This window comes from Chitinophaga barathri (genome assembly GCF_003807585.1).
Taxonomy (GTDB): domain Bacteria; phylum Bacteroidota; class Bacteroidia; order Chitinophagales; family Chitinophagaceae; genus Chitinophaga; species Chitinophaga barathri.
Genome location: NZ_RMBX01000010.1, coordinates 137,699 through 157,201, shown reverse-complemented (window position 1 = coordinate 157,201; position 19,503 = coordinate 137,699). Strand labels below are relative to the sequence as shown.

The following is a 19,503-nucleotide window of genomic DNA, read 5'->3' as shown; positions in this document are numbered from 1 at the left end:
TCCGATCTTAGAGATGATGTTACCAATTATCATACCCATTGTGGTGATCGCCTTCCTGTTCTGGTGGTTTTACCGTCCTAAGAAACAGAAACCCGGATTTGTGCCGGTGGATATTACAGGCCTGCTGGAAAAGAATGTACGTTATTACCGCCAGCTGAGTGAAGAGGAAAAAGCCCGCTTTGCCGCGGAGGTAAAGGAATTCCTCGGTCATACGACCATCGAGGGGGTGGGTGCGGATGTGGAAGATCTTGATAAGGTGCTGATCGCATCCAGCGCAGTGATACCCATCTTTGCCTTTCCCGGCTGGAAATACCGCAATCTCACCAATGTGATCCTTTACCCGGATACGTTCGATGAAAAATACCAGTTTGAGGGGGACCGCCGCAACATCCTGGGGATGGTAGGCACCGGTCATCTGAACGGGCAAATGCTCCTGTCGCAGTCCGCCCTGCGCAACGGTTTTTCAGAACACGCCGGCAGCAGCAACACCGCGATACATGAGTTCGTGCACCTGGTGGACAAAACGGACGGCACGGTGGATGGCATGCCCTCCAGCCTGATACAGCATAGTTATTCCCTGCCCTGGCTGAAAGTGATGCATGAAGAGATCAGGCGGATCGAAAGCGGGCATTCGGATATCAATCCTTATGCGGCCATGAATGAAAGTGAATTTCTCGCGGTGGTATCCGAATATTTCTTCGAAAAACCTGATACCATGTCGCAGCATCACCCGGAGCTGTACCGGCTGCTGAGCCAGATATTCCGGCAGGACCCCGCGGCGCGGCAGGGATAAACGTCAGGGTATCATACACTTTTTCACCGCGCCTTTTTCCAGCAGTTGCGTCACTTCCTTTTCCAATGCGCGGGCGTTGCCCGCCGTTACATTCACGATGGCAAAACGGCTTCTGTTGAGCAGGGCTTCCCAGCGCCAGGCAAGTTGTGATATCGTTTGTACTTCCCCGTTATCATACCACCATGCGGTGTAGAGCCGTTCCGCTCCTTTTTCCAGCAGGCCGGTATAGACCGTACAGCCCGCCATGCCGCTTTCGCGCACCTTTTTGAAAGTATACCCGCTCCCCTGCCAGCAGATCGTGGGGTGATGATCTGTGTAATAAAAGTCCGGGATGGATTTGATGTATACCAGCACGGAGGAATTCTCCAGTTTCATCATATCGCCGTTCATGGGTGTGACGCGGTAACCGCTTACAACCGGCGGTTCCTCGCCGGCAGGAAACGTTTCCATGGGTTTGGATATCTTATACGCCACCATAAACACGCAGGCCGCCAGGCAAAGGTGCGACTGCACCAGCATGGAGATATGCAGTTTTTCTTTAGGCGCGCTGAATACGCGGGGTTTGCCGTAACGTTTCACCAGCCGGGCGCAGATCCATACCAACGGCAGCATCACATACACCACCAGGCAAAGAATGCCTGTTATATCATGCATCACATCACCGGGCGGTATATTAAACTGCACCAGCAGGATGATGCGGAAAAGATTGCTGACCACATTCACCGCAAAAATAAACCCCAGCAGCAGCACGATCTTTGGCCAGGGCACATACAGCCCTTCTTTGCGCTGGCTATATCCCAGCAACATAATGCCGCACAGCAGAGAGGTAACCATCATACTCAGCCCCATACAGGCCGCATCCACGGAAAAGCTGTTGCCGCCCAGCAGGATGGAATTGCCTTCCACCGCCACCGGGGCACCCGTGAGCTGAAGCGCTTTGCCCGCCACGGCCGTCAGTTCCAGCCGGATGGGGAACGTGAAGATATTGGTGATATAAGAAAACAAAGGGGACATCAGCAACATGGCAACAACAGGCAGCCCGTTGATCTTGCCGAACACACTATCCGCCACAAAACACAAGGCCAGCACGAGCGCGGTAAAAAGAAAGGTCTTCACCGGGATGATCCAGGCGAGCACGCATACGGCCAGCGCGGCGTAATAAAAACGAAGGCTGCGGCGCTGGAGCGGATTGCTGACCGTGGCAATGGGCACGGCCAGCAGCCCCAGCAGGAAACCCGCAGAGTTCCAGGCGAGGTACCCGGGCAGTGCATACAGCACAATGCACAGGTACACGCCGGTGATCAGAATGGCGGGAATTAAACGTTTGCAGGTTTCCATTTGCGTTGATAAATAAGCCAGGTAAGGGATAAAAGGGCTATGACGATGAGCGCCCATTCGTGCGGTTCGGGAACGGCGCCTTTTGATTGCAGGGAAGCGTTCTTCAGGCTCTCTCCTTCGTCTTTGATACCAAAACGGTCATAGTCATGCTGTGTTTCCAGCACCACCAGGCTGCTGAGCGGAGACACGACGTAGGCCTCGCGGGCAACATCCACCAGTTTTTCCTGCCCTTCGGAGGCAGTGATGAGGCCTTTGCCCGTTTCGCGGAGGATATGATTGTAGGCGAAGATGCGCATCAGGTGATCGGGCGCGTTGCTGAGCGGTTTGCCGGCCGTGACTCCCGGCGTATCTTTTTTACCAGGCGCCGGAGCGGCGGGCGGAGCGGCGGTGGTAACGGTGTCGCGTATGGCAGCAGCAGCTTCCTGTACCACTACCGCGCTGTCATACGTCTGAACAATCGCGGCCTGCGCCTGGTCTATCACCACGCGGTTTTCCGTCTCGGTGTCTCCGGCAAACGTATTCGTGGTGAGCAGCACATTCAGCTGCAATAGCCCGCCCTGTTCATAACGGAATACGCGGGATTCCTTCAGCGCCCTGAGGTAAGGCGAAAGCGTATTCCCGCCAAGGTTCATCAGCCTGATCTTCGGCAGCGCATTATTCGCAAGGTAAGCGGCCAGCTCTTCCCGGAAAAGACTGCCTTCCAGGTCCCGGAGAGACGGCGATGCCGGCGGGTTTTTCGTGATCAGCAGCGCGTGCTCCGGGTCCGTGATATTTTGCAGGGGGAACAGGCTGAAGCGCTGGCTGTGCAATTCTTCAAACAGTTCGTCTTTATTTTTCGCGGTAACGTTCAGCAGCTGACCGCCGAGCGGGACTTTCACCGCCCTTGTGCCGGCGAGCCTTACCGCTTCGCTGAATTCAGCATGGCTCCATGCGGAATTGACGTCAAGGTAGATCACGTCCGTTTGTACAGGGCTGCGTTGCAGCTTGTACGGTTCAATGCTGAAGGACCTTCCGTTGAAAGTAAATGTATTCGGTATAATAGGGCTGCTGTCCAGCTGCAAATGCCAGTGAGCATCATAACGGCCTTCGCGCTCCCAGGCATTGCCCGCGCGCCTGAAACCGGGCGGCGGCGTAAAACCGTCCGCATTGCCTTCCAACGCGATGGAAATGTCTTCGGTTGTAAAACGGTTGGGCGGGCCCTGGAAAGTGATATTGTCGTATTGAAGCCGGTCATTCACAGCGCTCAGCGGCGCCGTCACCCCGATGCGGAACATCCTCGTATCGTTTGCCCCTACAGGGAATACACGCACCGATACGCGGTTGCCTTCCTGCCAGCGCACTACGGAGGGGTCACGTCTTTCAACGCCTACGATGGTACGGTAAGCAGTATCGGCCTTTTCCCTGGTGGTGAGAATGGCCTTTTCCTCCTTACCATTGATCCAGAGGGACAGGGAAGTCACTACTCCCCCTTCGGGCAACTGGAAGGTGTAAATCGCCTCCTGGTTGCCCCAGCGTTCGGTATTGGTAACGGTCAGCGCCTTCTCCGTATAGGCAAGATGCAGCTCCGGCCAGATCTTTACCTGTGTGCTTACATAACTGGTGTACAACGCATGGCCGGACCACAGGCGTTCTTCTCCTTCGTGGCGTTTGTCATACATCGTTTCCAGTATTTTTATGCGCTCTTCCGGCAGTGCTGCGGCTTTGGGAGAAACAAGAGAGGCGATGGTCACCAGCGGGTCGTGCTCCAGGGAATTCCCCCAGTTGCGTGAAGGCAGCCCACGGAATGAAAAGAACTCCCGTTCCCCTTCCAGGTACACGATGCCTGTTTTTAACACCCGTTCCATCACAAAACCATTATCCAGTTGCTGCGCAGCCTCTATCCAGGCGGGCAGCCGGCCGTCGCCCCTCACCTGCTGGCGGTTGTAAATACGTGTCAGCTGATTGACGTGGCGGTTGTACGTAAGGCTGAAAACAATCACCACCAGCAAGCCGGCAGCGAAACCGACAATACCGGTTTTCCACAAACGGTGGCGGATCAGGTTGCGGGAGGTCACATAACAAAGTACGGCGGGCACAAACGTATGGATGGAAAGGCCGAGCGCGATCAGCCCGGGAATGCTCACAGGGTAAAGAGGGAACAGGTATACGGCCAGGTAAACGTAGGCCAGCAGGGCCAGCCCGGCTACAAAACCAGTGGCTGCACGCGCCCAGCCCGGGAGATAGTGCATGTACCGGAACATCAGCAGGCTCAGGGACGTGATGATGAGATAAACGGCGAACCAGGGCGTGGTGGAATTAAAGACATTCATAAAACGGTTCAGCGCGTAACAACTCACGAAGAACATCAGGCAGACGATCACAAACAGGTCCTTCCCTTCCTCCCTGTTCGCGAATAAACAAAAGAGGGCCAGGCAGGCAGCCACATAATGGACAAAGGCCAGGCCGAGCTGGTTGTCGTCATTGATCCCCGTAAAGGTTTGACCAATAAAAAGCACAAGCAGGCTGAGGATCAGCACCACGAGGTAAACGAGGTAAGCGGGATTCGTAAGTTTAGGTCGTAGTTCCATATTTAAAAGTACTTTGTGTTTCAAAGTAAAGAGGCGAAAAAGAAGGGGATCTGACTCCCCTTCTTTCACTTTGAGTTACAAAGTAAAATCAATTTTCCGAACAAACCAACTGAATTATAAAATTCCGTCCAGTTCAACTTTTATCACCGTGGCGATATCATTCGTGCCTTTTGCCGGTACGGTGAACATGGTGTTATCACCGCCGTTGCTGAATTTTACAGCAGCGTTTGTACCGATCACCGAGGCGTTCTTAATCTTTTTGTTCAGCCCCGCCACTTCCAGCGAGCCGTTTGCCGGCCATTCGAACACAGACAGGTACAGCACGGTATTACCGCCATCCTGTTTGCGGGTCACACGGCCCCAGCTTTGCGGCTTCAGTGGGCTGCCTTTGGTGCCATAGATCGCCTCTCCGTTCACTTTCATCCACGCTCCTATGCCTTTCAGGCTCCGGATGCTTTCCGCCGGAAATTCGCCTTCCGCGGTGGGCCCTACGTTCAGCAGGTAGTTGCCACCTTTGGACGCAATGTCCACCAGGTTGCGCACCAGCGTTTCCACAGACTTCCATTTATGGTCGTAGCTTTTGAAGCCCCAGGTACCGTTCATGGTCATGCAGGTTTCCCAGTCACGGCCATCCAGTTCGCTGAGGTTGGGAATTTTCTGCTCCGGCGTTTTGTAATCGCCGGGGAAGTTCGGGCGTTTGAGGCGGTCGTTGGTAATAATGTTCGGCTGTATCGCCAGCGGCTCCTGGAGCTGTTTGGCGGCCTCGTCCGTCATGTTGGTCGGCGTGTCCCACCAGAGCACGGCTACTTCGCCGTAATTGGTGAGCAGTTCTTTTACCTGGGGCGCCGCTACATCGTGGATGTACTGGTCAAATGTTTTTGTTTCCTGTGCGGGGTCCCAATGGCCGCGATGATCTTTGGTGTATGCGTCGATCTTCGCGGAATCGGGATTGGGCCAGCCTTCGCGCATGTCTTTACGCGCGGCGGAGCCGCCGGGATTGTTCCAGTCCTGCGCCTGGGAATAATAAAAGCCCAGTTTGATGCCTTGTTTTTTGCAGGCTTCCGCCAGGGGTTTCAGGAGGTCTCTGCCGTAAGGCGTGGCATCCGTAATGTCCCATTTGCTGGCTTTGGAATTGAACAGCGCAAAGCCGTCGTGGTGTTTGGCTGTGATCACGATGTATTTCATCCCCGCGTCCTTCGCCATTTTCACCCATTCTTCCGCATTGTATTTAACGGGATTAAACTGTTTGGCGTAACCCTGGTATTCGGCCACGGGTATTTTGCTTCGGTTCATGATCCATTCGCCGCCGCCACGCGCCATGGGATACCCTTTGTAGGTCCCGGCGGGAACGGCGTATACGCCCCAGTGGATAAACATGCCGAAGCGCGCTTCCCTCCACCATTTCATTCTTTCATCGTTCGATTGTTGTGCTGATAAGGACTGGGCGGCAAGAAGCACCGCCAGCAGACAGGCAATTTTTCTCATGGAATTTCTTTTTAAATGCAATCGTTTGCAGTTTCACCAAGTTCCGACAAAACAGAGGCTGCCGTTACGAGGTTTTTCACCAATCTTGGTAGTTTTTTACCCAAAGCTCCTCTCCCGGGTTCCCGGTGGCGTAAATCGCCCCTCAGGCCGGTACTCTTCTCCCCTGCTTGCCTGATAAACCTTCGGTCATCCTTCGGTGATCGTTCGGTGATCCTTCGGTGAAACACCCTCAAACCCGTACCACGACCGAAGCCAACCGAAGGATCACCGAAGGATGGCAGGAGGATGTCAGTAGGAATGCCGGGAAACCGGCCATGATGAAGGGTTATTAGTCTAGTGATTTAGTTGGGAATGTCAGCAGGATGTCAGTAGGCTACCCGGTTGACCTTTATACACCCTGGAGCACTTTTGCCAGCAGCAGGTCCCGGTCCGTTTGCCGGCCTACGGTAAAACTATGTTCACCGAAGGGGGTAAATCCTTCTTTCTGATAAAAGGCTTTTGCACGGTGGTTATTTTCCCATACGCCTAACCATAACGTACGCACGAAATTATCCCTGGCAATCTTCAACGCATGGTCCATGAGTATTTTACCAAAACCTTTACCGAAGTATGCGGGCAATACATAAATTTTCTCCAGCTCCATCACCGGCTCGGGCAGCAGTGTGCCGTTATCCGGCTGGCGGTGCAGGTTCAGTTGCAGAAAACCGGCGTCTTCACCTTCGTGGCTGAGTATAAAATAGAGCGTACCCGGTTGGTTAAAAGTGTCCTGTATCGCGGCCAGGTTCTTTTTGGTGGAGAGGAATTCCTCGAGGTCCCGCGGGTCGTACACGTTGCTGAATGTATCGCGGAAAGTTTGCTGTTCCAGCATGGATAAGGCGGGCAGGTCCGCTTCCTGCGCCCGTCTTACAGATGGTTCCGTCATATGACCGTAATTTATGCTATTTTTGCAACGGAACCTTCTGGAAAAATTATGTGGAAAACCTTGTTCGTCTTACCCTTATTATTTGCTGAACTTGCCAGCGGGCAAACGATCAAACGTGAAGATTTTATGATAGCCAGTGACCCCGGCGTGCGGATATTCGTGCGGGAGATCACCGGGCGCAAACGCAGCCGCAAGCCCCCCATCCTGCTGCTGCACGGCGGCGGATCCGGTGCGGTCGCTTCCTTTGACCTGCCGGTGGCGGGCGGTTCCCTCGCCGAAGACCTCGTTAAACAAGGCCAGCACGTATTTATCATGGATGCCCGTGGGTGGGAAACTTCCACCTGCCCCGATTACGATACGCTCAAACGCTGGACCATCGCGGCCTCCTCCGTGGAAGTATCTCATGATATAGACGCCGTGGTGGATTTTATCCGCGAAAGGACCAAAACCAAACAGATCACGCTTTTCGGATGGGCTACCGGCGGCCAGTGGATGGGATATTACGCCTGCATTTACCCGAACCGCGTGGCGGCGCTCATCATGCTGAACAGCCTGTACAACGAAAAAGCTCCCTGGGATTTCACCGATGCCTTCCGCAGCCCGCTGGATACCTCGCAGTTCAATTACGCGTCCACACACGTATATAGAAAAGCCAGCAAAACGCAGCTGCTGGAAAGCTGGAACAAAAGCATTCCCGACGCCGATAAATCCAAATGGCGCGACCCCGCGCTGGCGGAACTGTATGCGGCCACCGCCGTTGGTTTTTATGAGGACAGCATCCTGGCCGTGCCCGGCGGCTACCGCGCGGAAGCGTTTTACACCGCGCAAGGCAGGGGCCAGTGGCATGCCAAGGAGATCAGGGTGCCCATCCTGTACATCCGTGGCGCAAATGACAACTGGAGCCGCCCGGAAGACCTGCTGGCCTTACAGTTGCGGCTGGCCAACACACCCAAAAAACAATTCGTGACGCTGCCCGAAGGTTCGCATCACGTGTTCCTGGACCGCCCGGAAAAAGGACGTACGCAGCTGATCCAGGAGATCATCGCTTTTAATGTAAAACGCAAATAAGACACGGCATCCCGCCGTTACGATATCAGGTAAGCCCGGAACCGTGGTTCCGGGCTTTCAGTCGGTCTTCACCTCAGCGGTGAATATCTTACTCACGATCTTCCACTCCCCGTTTATCTTCAGCAGGTTCATATAATCCGTCATCACCAGTTCAGAACCGTCTATCTCGATCTGTGCCTGCGCCGCATCGCCTTTGACGTGCATGGACACGATCCGCTTCTGCGTATGCGGCTGCGCCTTGCTTTCGTTTGCTTTTACCCGCTCCAGGAACAAGGCGATGGGCACGTCTTTAAAAACGCCGGTCTGCCGTTCCACATACTTCATATACGCGGAAGGATGGAAAGCCAGCTGCATCCGCTCCGCTTTGCCCGACATGTAATTTTCCAGCGTGGTTTTTACACCCGCCTCGTCGGACTGGGCGGAAGCGGCGCCGCAAATAAGAAGGAACCATACCGGTAAAAGAAAATGTTTCATAACAGGTGTTTTTATTTCCCCCCGAAATTGGCTTTAAAAACAAGCCCGCAGAAACGATTTCGGCAAACAGCCGCAGCGTTAAGGCAATGGGGATGCACCCCCGGGAACCGTCGAAGAAACAGGCTGGATTGTCTAAAAAACGGGGGCTGCCTGCCGCTGAATTCGTACATTAGGATATGAAAAATGTGGCGCCGCGGCAGGTATGGTTACAGATCGGGATATGGACGCTCTTTTATGCGTTTATGATCGCTTATTCCATTTACAAATGGGACGGCGAGTGGATACCCGCCATCCTCAGCGTCACCATCAGCGTAGCCTGTTATGCACTGATCGTGTACGGGAACAGCCACTGGCTTTATCCCCGTTATTCCGGCCGCCGGTATGTGTTGTATTCGTTTCTCTTTTTCACCGCCATGCTGGCCCTCAGAATGGGGCTTGAAAGGCTTTTCCTGGGCGGCATCAATGTATTTTATACCTGGACGGCCGGTCACTTTACCTTTTCCGGTATCACGCTGGTGATCGCTTTCTTTTTCGGTTCGCTTTACCGTATTGCGCTGGATTATGTGCAGCTGCGGCGCCACCAGGAAGCCCTCCGCCACCAGCACCGCACGGCGGAGCTGAACCTGCTGAAAGCACAGGTGCAGCCGCATTTCCTGTTCAATTCGCTCAACAATATCTATTACCTCGCTTATATCAAATCCGACCTCACTCCCGGCCTGATCGCCCGGCTGGCCGAGCTGATGCGGTATTTTGTGGAAGAGGCGCCGAAAGAAAAAGTATTGCTGCAAACGGAGATCGACTTCCTGAACAACTACATTGAACTGGAACGGATCAGAATGCGGCACCAGATAGACATCCGTTTTGAACAATGCGAGATACCCGGCGATCTTTCCGTGCCCCCGATGCTGTTTATCCCGCTCGTGGAAAACGTGTTCAAACACGGCATCGATCAGCTGCGTACGGACAACGAGGCTTCTCTCCGCCTGGAAATACAGGACGGCGTGCTCAGTTTCAGGGTGCGTAACAAACTGGCCGCAGCCCCGGTGCTGAACGGCGGCAACGGCCTGCAAAACCTCCGCAAACGCCTCCGTTACCTGGATGGCATTCAGCTCACGGCGGCGCGGGAAAACGGTTATTACCATGCGGGGATAGACATTCCGTTAAAATATTAATTCATGCAGATCAGTTGCCTGATTGTAGATGACGAACCATATGCGGTAGAACTGCTGGAAGCCTACGTGCGCCAGGTGCCTTACCTCACGCTGGCGGGTAAGTGTTACAACGTGGTGGAAGCCCTGGAGCACCTGAGCCACTCCCCCGCCGATCTGCTGCTGCTGGATATCAATATGCCACAGCTCACCGGCATGCAGCTGGCCGCCATCCTGCCGCCCACCCGCAGGATCATATTCACCACGGCCTATTCCGAATATGCCGTGGAAAGTTACAACCGCAATGCGCTGGATTACCTGCTGAAGCCCATTACCTTCGAACGGTTCCTGCAGGCCGTGGAAAAATACCCAAGAATTGAAGAAGAAGTTCCGGAGCCGCCGCTGTTCATCAAAAGCGGTAAAACGATCGTGAAGATATCCTTCCCGGAAGTGACCTACATCGAAGGCGCGAGGGATTATGTAACGATACATACGCTCACGGAAAAACATATCGTGTACAAAAGGATGAAGGACCTGGAAGACAGCCTGGGACCGGGCTTTTTCAGGATACATCATTCCTATATCATCCAGATGCGGCATGTGGTGAAGATCGAGGACAATCATGTACATATGCCGGGTCAGCGCATCCCGATCACGGATAAATACCGGGCTTCGTTCCTGGAGTATATACGGCAGAGTATGTTGTGAGGAAATATGGCTCCTGTATAACTAAAAACCTCTGCACTTTCAGTGCAGAGGTTTGGAATCCGGACTAAAAGTCCTGCTTCGGTGCTGATCCTCCACATGAGTACCGCAGGCTAACGCAAAGCCCGTCATTGCGAGGAGCAGCAGCGGTAAAGTGGGCGGGGCGACGAAGCAATCTCCTCCATCGAATGGAGGTACACCAGGATATGGAGATTGCTTCGTCGCGGCTCCTGCACAGATCCCCGGCTGCTCCTCGCAATGACGACCTTTTCACAACGACGCCACAAACAAGGCCAGTCCTGTGTCTTATCAGTTTTCGTTTACAGGGATCACGCCGGGCACGGCGGATACTCCGCTGAAAGATTTCATGTCTTCTCCCAGTGCCCCCGGGTTGCAGCCGCCGCCGGCGTACCAGAGGCTGGTGGAATAAGGTATCATTATACCCGCATCGTTCAGCACTTCAATGGCCACGGTCGTGCAGTTGTAGGTGTCCATGTGAAAATCAAGCCCCACTGCATAATACAACGTGTTGAAGAGCGATTGCAACTGCCAGCCGGGAACGTCCACTTCCAGTTTTACATCATATTCCTGGCCCATATCGTTGCCGAACTGGCCCGGGGAAGTGATGTTGCTGTTGGTTACCGTCGTAGTGGGATAATACCCCATGGTTCTGCGTATCGTGTTGCCATTTATAACCTGTTCAAAGGAAATATAGGTATGCCCCATGTTGTAGCCGTTCACCCCCACCCTGGAGCCCGCAACCGGCTGATCCGCGTATACGATCAGTTTGCCGCCGGAATTGGTATTGAAGGGATACAGGTACACGTTGAGGTTCAGGATCGGCCAGATAGCAGGGTAATGCCGCAGGGTGCGTTGTGTCTGGTAATCATTGGGGTCCGGTTCCTGCGGTTCGGGGCCGCCGTCCGCGCCAGGGCAGCCGGGGCCGGCGGGGTTGATCCAGCATGGATCATCGTTTATCCATACCTGTTCGCATTCATAAATTTCGATCACTTCCACCAGTACCCAGTCGCCGCAATTGGGCTCCCCATCCGGCTCGTCCACCGTTGCGATCGTACACATCTGGCTCCAGGTTTCCTTGGTATCCACGAGTGTACATCGTTCTTCCCATCTTGCATCGGGATTGTTTTTACGCGCGGCCGCCCGGGCTTTGTTGTAGCTCTGCACCGTTCTCACTTTCCCTTCCTGTACTTTCAGGAATTTAAAAGGCTCGCCCTGCAGGTTGCGGTGAATGAGCTCACCGGAAAAATCCTTGTCCAGTTTGTTGAGCGTGTTATGACTGGCATCGTTGTGATGCCGGGACATATACGCGGAATCGGGCAGATAAGATACCACGCGCTGGGTGATCCGGCCTTGTTTGTCCATGTACATCACCAGGCGGTTGAAATTCCCCATGTCCGCCATCGAGGGCATTACCCTTACCGCGGTATCCTTTATGGTGGTTCTGCGGGTGGTGATCAGCAACCGGTTTTCCCAGTATACGGGCACTTCCACGATCTGGTAATCGCCGGAAATATACACTTGAGCCAAATCCCATTTCGGGTACAGCTTAGGCGCTTTTTGCCCCGGCGCCACCGTTACTTTTTCCATGGCGGGGCGTACGGATTTGTAGAAATGTTTGCGGGCAATCTTTTCGTTGAACAAAGGTGTCTTTTCCGCCTGTTCCGACTTTGCGGCGTCTTTCCGGCAGGCCAGGAAAGTACCCGCTCCGGCAAGCAGCAATAGCAGCAGGATGGCAAGGGGTGATCTTAACTTCATAAGTGGATTTTAAAGTATTGGTAATGAATAGATGGACAAGGGATCAGGCACAGGGCTCTCTTACAACAGGTCGGGTATAAACACGGGTTACAGGGTCTTCACGAAACAAGCTATTGCAATATAACGGGCGGCGGGGATAAATGCAAGTGACAGGTGAATTATTCTTTGAAGAGGATTATCTTGGGAGAACAGTCCGTTTCAATAGCCCGGGCGGACGGTCATCACGAAACTCACGATATGCAAAAGATACTCCCATTGATCATGTTCCTCTGCTGTGCCACCGTGCGCTACGCCGGTGCGGCGGACACCACGATCACCATTACAAAACGTTATCTCAACCTCCCGGTATCGCAGCAGCAGCAAAGAGCCTATATGTCTTACCAGGCGGACGGCCTGGAAACGCAGCGGTTCCTGATCAGGCTGAGCCCCAGGCCTGAGTACTGGGTATTCTCAGACATGAGCGCCTACCAGGGGAAGAAGATCAGGATCAGCTACGAAGGCAGCGGCGAAGGCCTTCGCCACCTTTACCAGGGCGACCGGATAGCCGGGCAGGATTCCCTCTACCGGGAACAACGGCGCCCGCAATATCATTTCTCCACCCGCCGCGGCTGGATCAACGACCCCAACGGCCTGGTGTTCTATGAAGGAGAATATCATCTTTTTTACCAGCACAATCCCTTTGAACGGGAATGGGAGAATATGTCCTGGGGGCATGCCGTGAGCAAAGACCTTCTACATTGGGAAGAACTGCCGGTGGCCCTGCACCCGGATAAAACCGGCACGATGTTCTCCGGCTCCGCCATCATCGATTACGACAATACCTCCGGCTTTGGCAAGCCCGGTAATCCCGCAATGGTAGCGCTGTACACGGCGGACAGCCCGGACAAACAGGTACAATGCGTGGCTTACAGCCTGGACAAAGGCCGTACCTGGAGCAAATACAGCGGGAACCCCGTCATAGATTCCAAAGCCAAATGGAACAGTAAAGACACCCGCGACCCGAGAGTGTTCTGGTACGCACCCGGCAAACACTGGGTGATGGTGCTAAACGAACGCGACGGCCATTCCATCTATACCTCCCGCAACCTGAAGGACTGGGCCTACGAAAGCCATATCACCGGCTTCTGGGAATGCCCGGATCTCTTTGAACTGCCGGTAGACGGCAACCCCGCAAAAAAGAAATGGGTGATATACGGCGCTTCCAATACCTATATGACCGGTTCTTTCAACGGCAAGACCTTTACACCCGAAAGCGGGAAGTACTATTTTTCCGCCGGGTCCATCTATGCCGCCCAGACCTTCAACAACATCCCGGAGTCTGACGGCCGCAGGATACAGATCGGCTGGGGACGGATCCCGCAACAGGGCATGCCTTTTAACAACATGATGCTGCTGCCCACCACGCTTACGCTGCGCACTACCAAAGACGGCATCCGCCTGTTCAGCGCACCGGTGAAGGAAACGGAGCAGCTGTTCGCCGCCGCCGGGAAGTGGACAGGATTAACGGCAAATGAAGCGGACCGGCACCTGGCCGCATTCAGCCAGGCGGACCGGCTGCGCATCCGCGCCACTATCCGTCTCTCCCACGCCACAGAAGCCGGCCTGAACCTTTACGGCCAGCGCCTGATCGGGTACGACATGAACTTCAATATGCTGAACGGCATGTTCTATTCCCCTCAGGACCCTACCAGCATGGAACTTACGGCGGACATCTACATAGACCGGTCCTCCATAGAGGTGTTTATTGACGGAGGCGCTTTTTCCTATTCCATGGAAAGGAAGCCCGGGAACGGCAACCGGGAAGGGTTTAAGTTTTGGGGGAATAATATTACCGTGACCTCGCTGGAGGTTTTTAACGTAAAGTCTATCTGGCAATAATGTTTATCATTTACAATTATGAACTACCGCTTTTTATTACCCGGTATGGCAGTGATCATGATATTTTCTTTTCCGGGGAACAGTCTTGCTCAGCAGAAAAAGCCACTTCCGGATGAGATGAATCAGGCCATCGTTCAGCAGGAATATAAAAACATGCACAGTATCCTTGTCTCCCGAAACGGGACGATTGAATACGAACAATACTTTAATGGTTATCACGCGGACTCCCTGCACGACAGCCGTTCTTCCTTCAAATCCGTTGCCAGCCTGCTGGTGGGGATCGCGGTGGATAAAGGTTTTATCAGGGATATCGATACCCCCGTGTATACATTTTTCCCGGAGGACACTGCTTTCAGCAGCGATCCAAGGAAAAGAAAAATTACGATCCGGCACCTGCTGGAGATGCGTGCGGGTTTTGATTGCGACGAGTGGACGGACCGTGGAAGGGATTGTGAATCCATGATGGATAAGACGGCGGATTGGGTTCAATACGCTTTAGAAAAGCTGCCGATGAAAGATGACCCGGGAAAAATCTGGGCTTACACTTCCTGCGATCCGATGATACTGAGCGGCGTTCTCAAAAAAGCCAGCGGCATGTCAGTTATGGACTTTGCGGCGAAATACCTGTTCGCCCCGCTAAACATCACCCGGTACAGATGGACGCTCGACCCTGCCGGGAATGCCATGACCGGGGGCTCGTTCTACCTGCTTCCCGGCGATATGCTCAAGATCGGCCAATTGGTGCTGAACAACGGGATGTGGAAGGGGAAACGCATTGTATCCGAACAATGGCTGAAATTGTCGACAACGGCCACCATTCCAATTCCCGGATCTTCATTTATGGCCGTCAGCCGGTCCGCTGTTGGTATTCCACAACCCACCACCTATGGATTTTACTGGTACAATGAACTGGTCAAAACAAAAGATTTCCGGTACAAGACAATATTTGCATCGGGCAATGGCGGGCAATATATTATTATTTTGAAGGAACTGGATCTGGTGGTGGTTTTTACACAAGGCAATTACGGGAACCGGATGGCCAAACAGGCCTTTGACATGCTGGTGAAATATATCCTTCCCGCCTATCGTTAACGAACCCCTGCGGCGCATGGGTGAACAACAGTCAATAACAAAAGGCCGGAATAATCCGGCCCTTCCTAATAGTCATACATAGACGATCATACATAACATATACTATATCGGTTACTCCAACAACGTAGGGCATCGATTTGTTCAGGAAGGTAACCGGTCATTTATCGCTGTAATTTCAGGTTGGCATGGCATTAGTGGCAACATACAGATGAGACAGATCATTTTAAACCTGGCCATCTCATTGGACGGCCTTATTGAAGGCCCCAACGGCGAGCTTGACTGGCTTGTACGGGACCCTGATGTTGATTTCGGAGATATCCTCAACGATATCCTGAGTGATAAGGATGCGATCTTTTATGGCCGTGTGAGCTATGATAAATGGGGCAATACCCGCCCCGATGACACTGCCGGGAAGAAGATCAGGGATGCGTACAAACTGATGCACAGCAAAACAAAGTATGTCTTTTCAACAACAAAGACCGGTGACGGCACCGGCGCCATTTTTATCAACTCGAATATCCGGGAAAGGGTCCTGGAGATCAAACAACAGCCCGGTAAAAACATCTGGTTGTACGGCGGCGCAAAATTGGTAACAACCTTGCTGAACCTGGATCTGATCGACGAATACAGGCTTGCGGTACACCCGGTGATCCTGGGAAATGGCAAACCCCTGTTTCAGGATATCGCGGGAAAACACCGCCTGACACTGGTGGAAACAAAAGGTTATAAATCGGGAGTGGTGTTGCAGACGTATAAAACAAACAGGCATCATATCCCGCCCGCATAAGCACATCTTTTGGCAGCTTTATATAAACTGCGTTCTAAGCGCCTGAATTACTTCCTCCTCCAGTTGCGCCACCGTCTCCGGCTTCCGGATGTAATGCACGACGTTCAGCATTTCAGCATAAGCCATATCCTTTTTCAGGTCCGCGGTGGACATAAAAACAATAGGGACCTTCAGCGACGGAAAACTGTCATAAATCGCCAGCGCAAACTGGAAACCATCCATTACCGGCATATTCACATCGGAAAATATAATGTCCGGTATCTTCTGTTTGATCAGGGAAAGCCCCTCTGCTCCATTTTTCGCCACCCGGACTTCAATCTGTGAACTTTCGTCCAGGCCGTTGATGATGTCGCGGAACATGCTGCAATCGTCGGGATCATCTTCCAACAACAAAATAGAAGAGTATAAAATCAAGCCGTTCTTAGGCATATGTAATGATTTCGACCTGACGCAAAATACAAAAAATACGAAGTTGTTTGCCCCGAAACCGGGCGAAAAACTTAGCCGCCCCCGGTAGGGCATTCTGTAACAAAAAAAGGTGCGGTTGTCCGCACCTTTCTGATCGCACCGGGATGTCATCCCGGAAATCATCTTACCATCTTATTTTCAGTTCCGAACGCCTGTTTTGCTGGTGCTCTTCTTCGTTGCAGGGTACCCCATCCTTACATTTGTTTACCGGCTCCAGTTCACCATTGTTCGCATAATAGAGGCGTTGGGGATCAATGCCTTTATGGATCAGATAGTCGATAACAGCAAAACAACGCAGGGCGGACAGGTCTGTGTTAAACTGATCCGATCCCCGGCTGTCCGCAAAGGAAGCGATCACGATCTTCCAATCCTTTCTGCGGTTCATTACTTCCGCCACCTGGTCCAGCACCTGCCGCGATTCCGCGATCAGCTTTGCACTGTTGTAATCGTAAAGTAATTTCAGTTGTTCAAGCCGCCGTTTATCTTCTTCCTCTTCCGCGGTGAGCGGGCGCTTAAGGATGCCCGGCCCGCCACCGGTGCCTGTAGCCGGCGTAGTAGGCGCATACGGGTCTTTCCCGCCCGCGGGCCGCTCTATTACCGATGGCGTCGAAACATGGTTTACACGGTTGAAATAATCCCGGTCAACGAAATTATAAATGTCATCGCTGCCCATGCCACCGGCTTTATTCGAAGCCAGGTAACCTTCCGGCCCGTTATTTTTGAGAACAAGGCCGATATCGTCCGCACCGGAATTAAAAGGCGCCTTCATGTTCTCGGGTGTTCCCCAGCTCGTTTTATCTCCTTTGACACGGTAGATATCATAACCGCCAAGACCGGCGTACCCCTTGCTGGAAAAGTAAAGAATACCTTCTTCGTTCACCGTGGGGAATGTTTCCGCCGCAACCGTGTTGATCTTATCCCCGCAGTTCACCGGCGCGCCCCAGTTTCCATCCGCCTGCCTTTCGCAATACCAGAGATCCGTCTGCCCGAAGCCGCCGGGCCGGTCCGATACAAAGTATAAAATATTGCCGCCTGTGTTCAGCACCGCATGGCTGGAGGAATGACCCGCCACATTGATGCCCGGAAGCAGCGTCAGCTGGTTCCATTTGCCGGCTATTTTGACAGACTGGTAGACCTGGAGCTGACGCACCCCGTTGGACGGCCCTTTACCGGTGAAAGGAACGTTTTTCCCCTGGATGTTGATGGTGGCGTAAAGCGTGTCTTCGGTCCTGTTCATACAAACGGGGCCGATATGATAATCATTTTTCCCGAGCAATTCCGGCACCAGTTCTTCGAGGTACATGGTCGCATTGCCTTGTGTGTACTGCTGGTACATGTACGCTTTGTAATAAGGCTGCTGCGTACGCAGATCCGTACGCGGTGCTTTCTCAGCATTGCCGTTGAGGTTCAGCGAGCGGTAACCGTTGGACATCAGCAGCAATCCCTGGCGGAGCACTCCGCTTACCAGATCGGATCCGGGGGTATTCAGTTCCTTCAGCGGTGTTAGCTGGACGGGAGCAGGTTGTCGTATCCATATAGCGGCGCTGTCGCAGCCACGCAGCGCTATTTCTTTCAGCTTCAGGCTGTCCGCATTCGCGGTGGTGAACAGGGCATATTGCTGCCTGGCGGAATCGTATTGTTCCAGCTGCCGCAACGTTTCTCCATAAGAGAAATAAGCCGCCGCGGGGCGATCCGGCCGCGCGATGATCTGCCGGTAAAAAACCGCCGCTTCTTTGAAATAACCGATCTCCTGGTAACTATGCGCCATCTTCATGAGCAATGCCACCGGCGTTTTGTTTTCTTTGCCACGGGCCTGGCGCTGGTAAAGCGCACCCGCTACCGCATATTCTTCCCGCGCATATGCCTCTTCGGCCAGTTGCAGCACACTTTTCTGTTCCTGCGCATACAAGCCGCCCGCAAACGTTATGGCGATGATAAAGGTTAAACTACGTCGCATCATACTTCCTGAGTAATAGGTTTAAAAATACCGGGGATTCTGTATCGTGTACTTCCTGGACGGGAATAAAAACCCCAGGGATATTTCATGTGAACCGCCCTGGTAACCCGCCATCTTGTTTACGTTCAGATCGTAGGAATAACCTATGCGCAATTGTTTTGTCGCATAAAATTCCACCATCGCGCTGGCGGCGTTCTGTTCCTGGAGATCACGCTGCAGTTCGGTCTTTTTCCAGATGTTCACGTTGGTGCGGTATGAGCCGCCCACCCACAGCTTATCACCGATCAGCAGGAATGCGTTCAGGTCCAGGCTGGTAGGCCCCTTGAAATCTTCCTTCACGAGGAAAGAAGGTTTGAGTTGAAGTTTTTCCCCCAGCGGGAACACCGTGCCTGCCGTAACGTACAGGTGCTGCGTTTTGCGGATAGTGGAATAATTGTTCCCCTTCCAGTTATACCGCGAAGCGTCCGAATACAATGAAAAAAGGTCCATCACCGAAACGCCCGCATAAAACCTGGATGTATAATAATAAACGCCGAAACGCGCATCAGGCACCCAGGTACTGGTTTTGCCGGTAGGGATCGCCACGTCATCGTTGTCCACATACTGCAATGCGGAACCGTCGATGGAATATTGTGTGACGCCACCGCCGATGCCGATGCAGAGGCGTTTTGTATTTTCCTCATCCAGCGGGATGCGGTAGGAATAAGAACCGTAAAAAGACAAAGCTTCCTGCGGCCCCAGCTGGTCGAACAATACCTGTCCGCCCAGCCCTACCCTGCCTTCGCTGGCGGGCGTTACACCATCCAGGGATACACCGCCCGTACGCGGCGCCCCCGGAAAGCCCGCCCATTGGTGGCGGTAGGTGGCATTCAGGTAAAGGTCTTCCTTGTATCCCGCATAAGCCGGGTTCACACTGAGCCCGTTAAAAACATACTGGCTGAACTGTATGTTCTGCTGCGCCACTGCGCAGGCTCCCGGAATGAGGAGCAAAACCGTTATCGCTGCCCTGAGTATTGTTTGCATCTTGTTATTTTTAAGATCAGCA

16 protein-coding genes are annotated in these 19,503 nt (G+C 53.2%); 7 read left to right on the top strand and 9 right to left on the bottom strand.

What is annotated here, in order from left to right; all coding sequences use genetic code 11:
* The first annotated feature begins 13 nt into the window (after window positions 1–13).
* Window positions 14–793 carry a M90 family metallopeptidase gene (locus tag EG028_RS18335; RefSeq protein ID WP_120515787.1) on the top strand — a complete coding sequence of 260 codons (780 nt, stop codon included), beginning with the start codon at window positions 14–16 and terminating at the stop codon, window positions 791–793.
* A gap of 3 nt (window positions 794–796) precedes the next feature.
* On the opposite strand, the gene xrtN is transcribed toward EG028_RS18335, so the two are convergent.
* The 4 genes from xrtN to EG028_RS18315 form a co-directional block, all read right to left on the bottom strand.
* A complete protein-coding gene (gene xrtN / locus EG028_RS18330; RefSeq protein WP_162946356.1) occupies window positions 797–2,131 on the bottom strand; it encodes an exosortase N in 1,335 nt (444 codons plus the stop codon).
* Complete coding sequence (locus tag EG028_RS18325) at window positions 2,110–4,698, bottom strand: XrtN system VIT domain-containing protein (protein ID WP_123864711.1); 2,589 nt, start codon at window positions 4,696–4,698, stop codon at window positions 2,110–2,112. Before EG028_RS18325 ends, xrtN begins: the two co-directional genes overlap by 22 nt.
* A 114-nt stretch (window positions 4,699–4,812) precedes the next feature.
* A complete protein-coding gene (locus EG028_RS18320) occupies window positions 4,813–6,183 on the bottom strand; it encodes an alpha-L-fucosidase (RefSeq protein WP_120515784.1) in 1,371 nt (456 codons plus the stop codon).
* A gap of 388 nt (window positions 6,184–6,571) precedes the next feature.
* On the bottom strand, window positions 6,572–7,105 hold the full coding sequence (locus EG028_RS18315; protein ID WP_120515783.1) for a GNAT family N-acetyltransferase: 534 nt from the start codon (window positions 7,103–7,105) through the stop codon (window positions 6,572–6,574).
* Between the two features lie 48 nt (window positions 7,106–7,153).
* Between EG028_RS18315 and EG028_RS18310 the strand changes: the two genes are divergently transcribed.
* The gene (locus EG028_RS18310; RefSeq protein ID WP_162946354.1) at window positions 7,154–8,173 is read left to right on the top strand and encodes an alpha/beta fold hydrolase; all 1,020 of its coding nucleotides are present in this window, start codon (window positions 7,154–7,156) and stop codon (window positions 8,171–8,173) included.
* A 57-nt stretch (window positions 8,174–8,230) separates the two neighbouring features.
* Here the strand turns inward: EG028_RS18310 and EG028_RS18305 are convergent, their stop codons facing one another.
* Entirely contained in the window at window positions 8,231–8,647 is a 417-nt protein-coding gene (locus tag EG028_RS18305; protein ID WP_120515781.1) for a nuclear transport factor 2 family protein, read from the bottom strand.
* 176 nt (window positions 8,648–8,823) lie between these two features.
* On the opposite strand from EG028_RS18305, the gene EG028_RS18300 reads away from it, so the two are divergent.
* Complete coding sequence (locus tag EG028_RS18300) at window positions 8,824–9,819, top strand: sensor histidine kinase (protein WP_120515780.1); 996 nt, start codon at window positions 8,824–8,826, stop codon at window positions 9,817–9,819.
* A gap of 3 nt (window positions 9,820–9,822) precedes the next feature.
* Window positions 9,823–10,503, top strand: a complete 681-nt coding sequence (locus tag EG028_RS18295) for a LytR/AlgR family response regulator transcription factor (protein WP_120515779.1) — start codon at window positions 9,823–9,825, stop codon at window positions 10,501–10,503.
* Window positions 10,504–10,809: 306 nt separating this feature from the next.
* Here the strand turns inward: EG028_RS18295 and EG028_RS18290 are convergent, their stop codons facing one another.
* Complete coding sequence (locus tag EG028_RS18290) at window positions 10,810–12,276, bottom strand: hypothetical protein (protein WP_120515778.1); 1,467 nt, start codon at window positions 12,274–12,276, stop codon at window positions 10,810–10,812.
* A gap of 237 nt (window positions 12,277–12,513) precedes the next feature.
* On the opposite strand from EG028_RS18290, the gene EG028_RS18285 reads away from it, so the two are divergent.
* From EG028_RS18285 to EG028_RS18275, 3 genes are all read left to right on the top strand, one after another.
* Window positions 12,514–14,154: a glycoside hydrolase family 32 protein gene (locus EG028_RS18285; RefSeq protein WP_120515777.1), complete on the top strand. Its 1,641-nt coding sequence runs from the start codon at window positions 12,514–12,516 to the stop codon at window positions 14,152–14,154.
* A 45-nt stretch (window positions 14,155–14,199) separates the two neighbouring features.
* Window positions 14,200–15,246, top strand: coding sequence for a serine hydrolase domain-containing protein (locus tag EG028_RS18280; protein ID WP_162946352.1), 1,047 nt, complete (start codon window positions 14,200–14,202; stop codon window positions 15,244–15,246).
* A 208-nt stretch (window positions 15,247–15,454) separates the two neighbouring features.
* Window positions 15,455–16,033: a dihydrofolate reductase family protein gene (locus tag EG028_RS18275; RefSeq protein WP_206614406.1), complete on the top strand. Its 579-nt coding sequence runs from the start codon at window positions 15,455–15,457 to the stop codon at window positions 16,031–16,033.
* A gap of 18 nt (window positions 16,034–16,051) precedes the next feature.
* Here the strand turns inward: EG028_RS18275 and EG028_RS18270 are convergent, their stop codons facing one another.
* The 3 genes from EG028_RS18270 to EG028_RS18260 form a co-directional block, all read right to left on the bottom strand.
* Window positions 16,052–16,462, bottom strand: a complete 411-nt coding sequence (locus EG028_RS18270) for a response regulator (RefSeq protein WP_162946350.1) — start codon at window positions 16,460–16,462, stop codon at window positions 16,052–16,054.
* Window positions 16,463–16,625: 163 nt separating this feature from the next.
* Complete coding sequence (locus tag EG028_RS18265) at window positions 16,626–18,461, bottom strand: OmpA family protein (protein ID WP_120515773.1); 1,836 nt, start codon at window positions 18,459–18,461, stop codon at window positions 16,626–16,628.
* An 18-nt stretch (window positions 18,462–18,479) separates the two neighbouring features.
* A complete protein-coding gene (locus EG028_RS18260; RefSeq protein ID WP_120516016.1) occupies window positions 18,480–19,481 on the bottom strand; it encodes a PorP/SprF family type IX secretion system membrane protein in 1,002 nt (333 codons plus the stop codon).
* Between the last annotated feature and the right edge of the window lie 22 nt (window positions 19,482–19,503).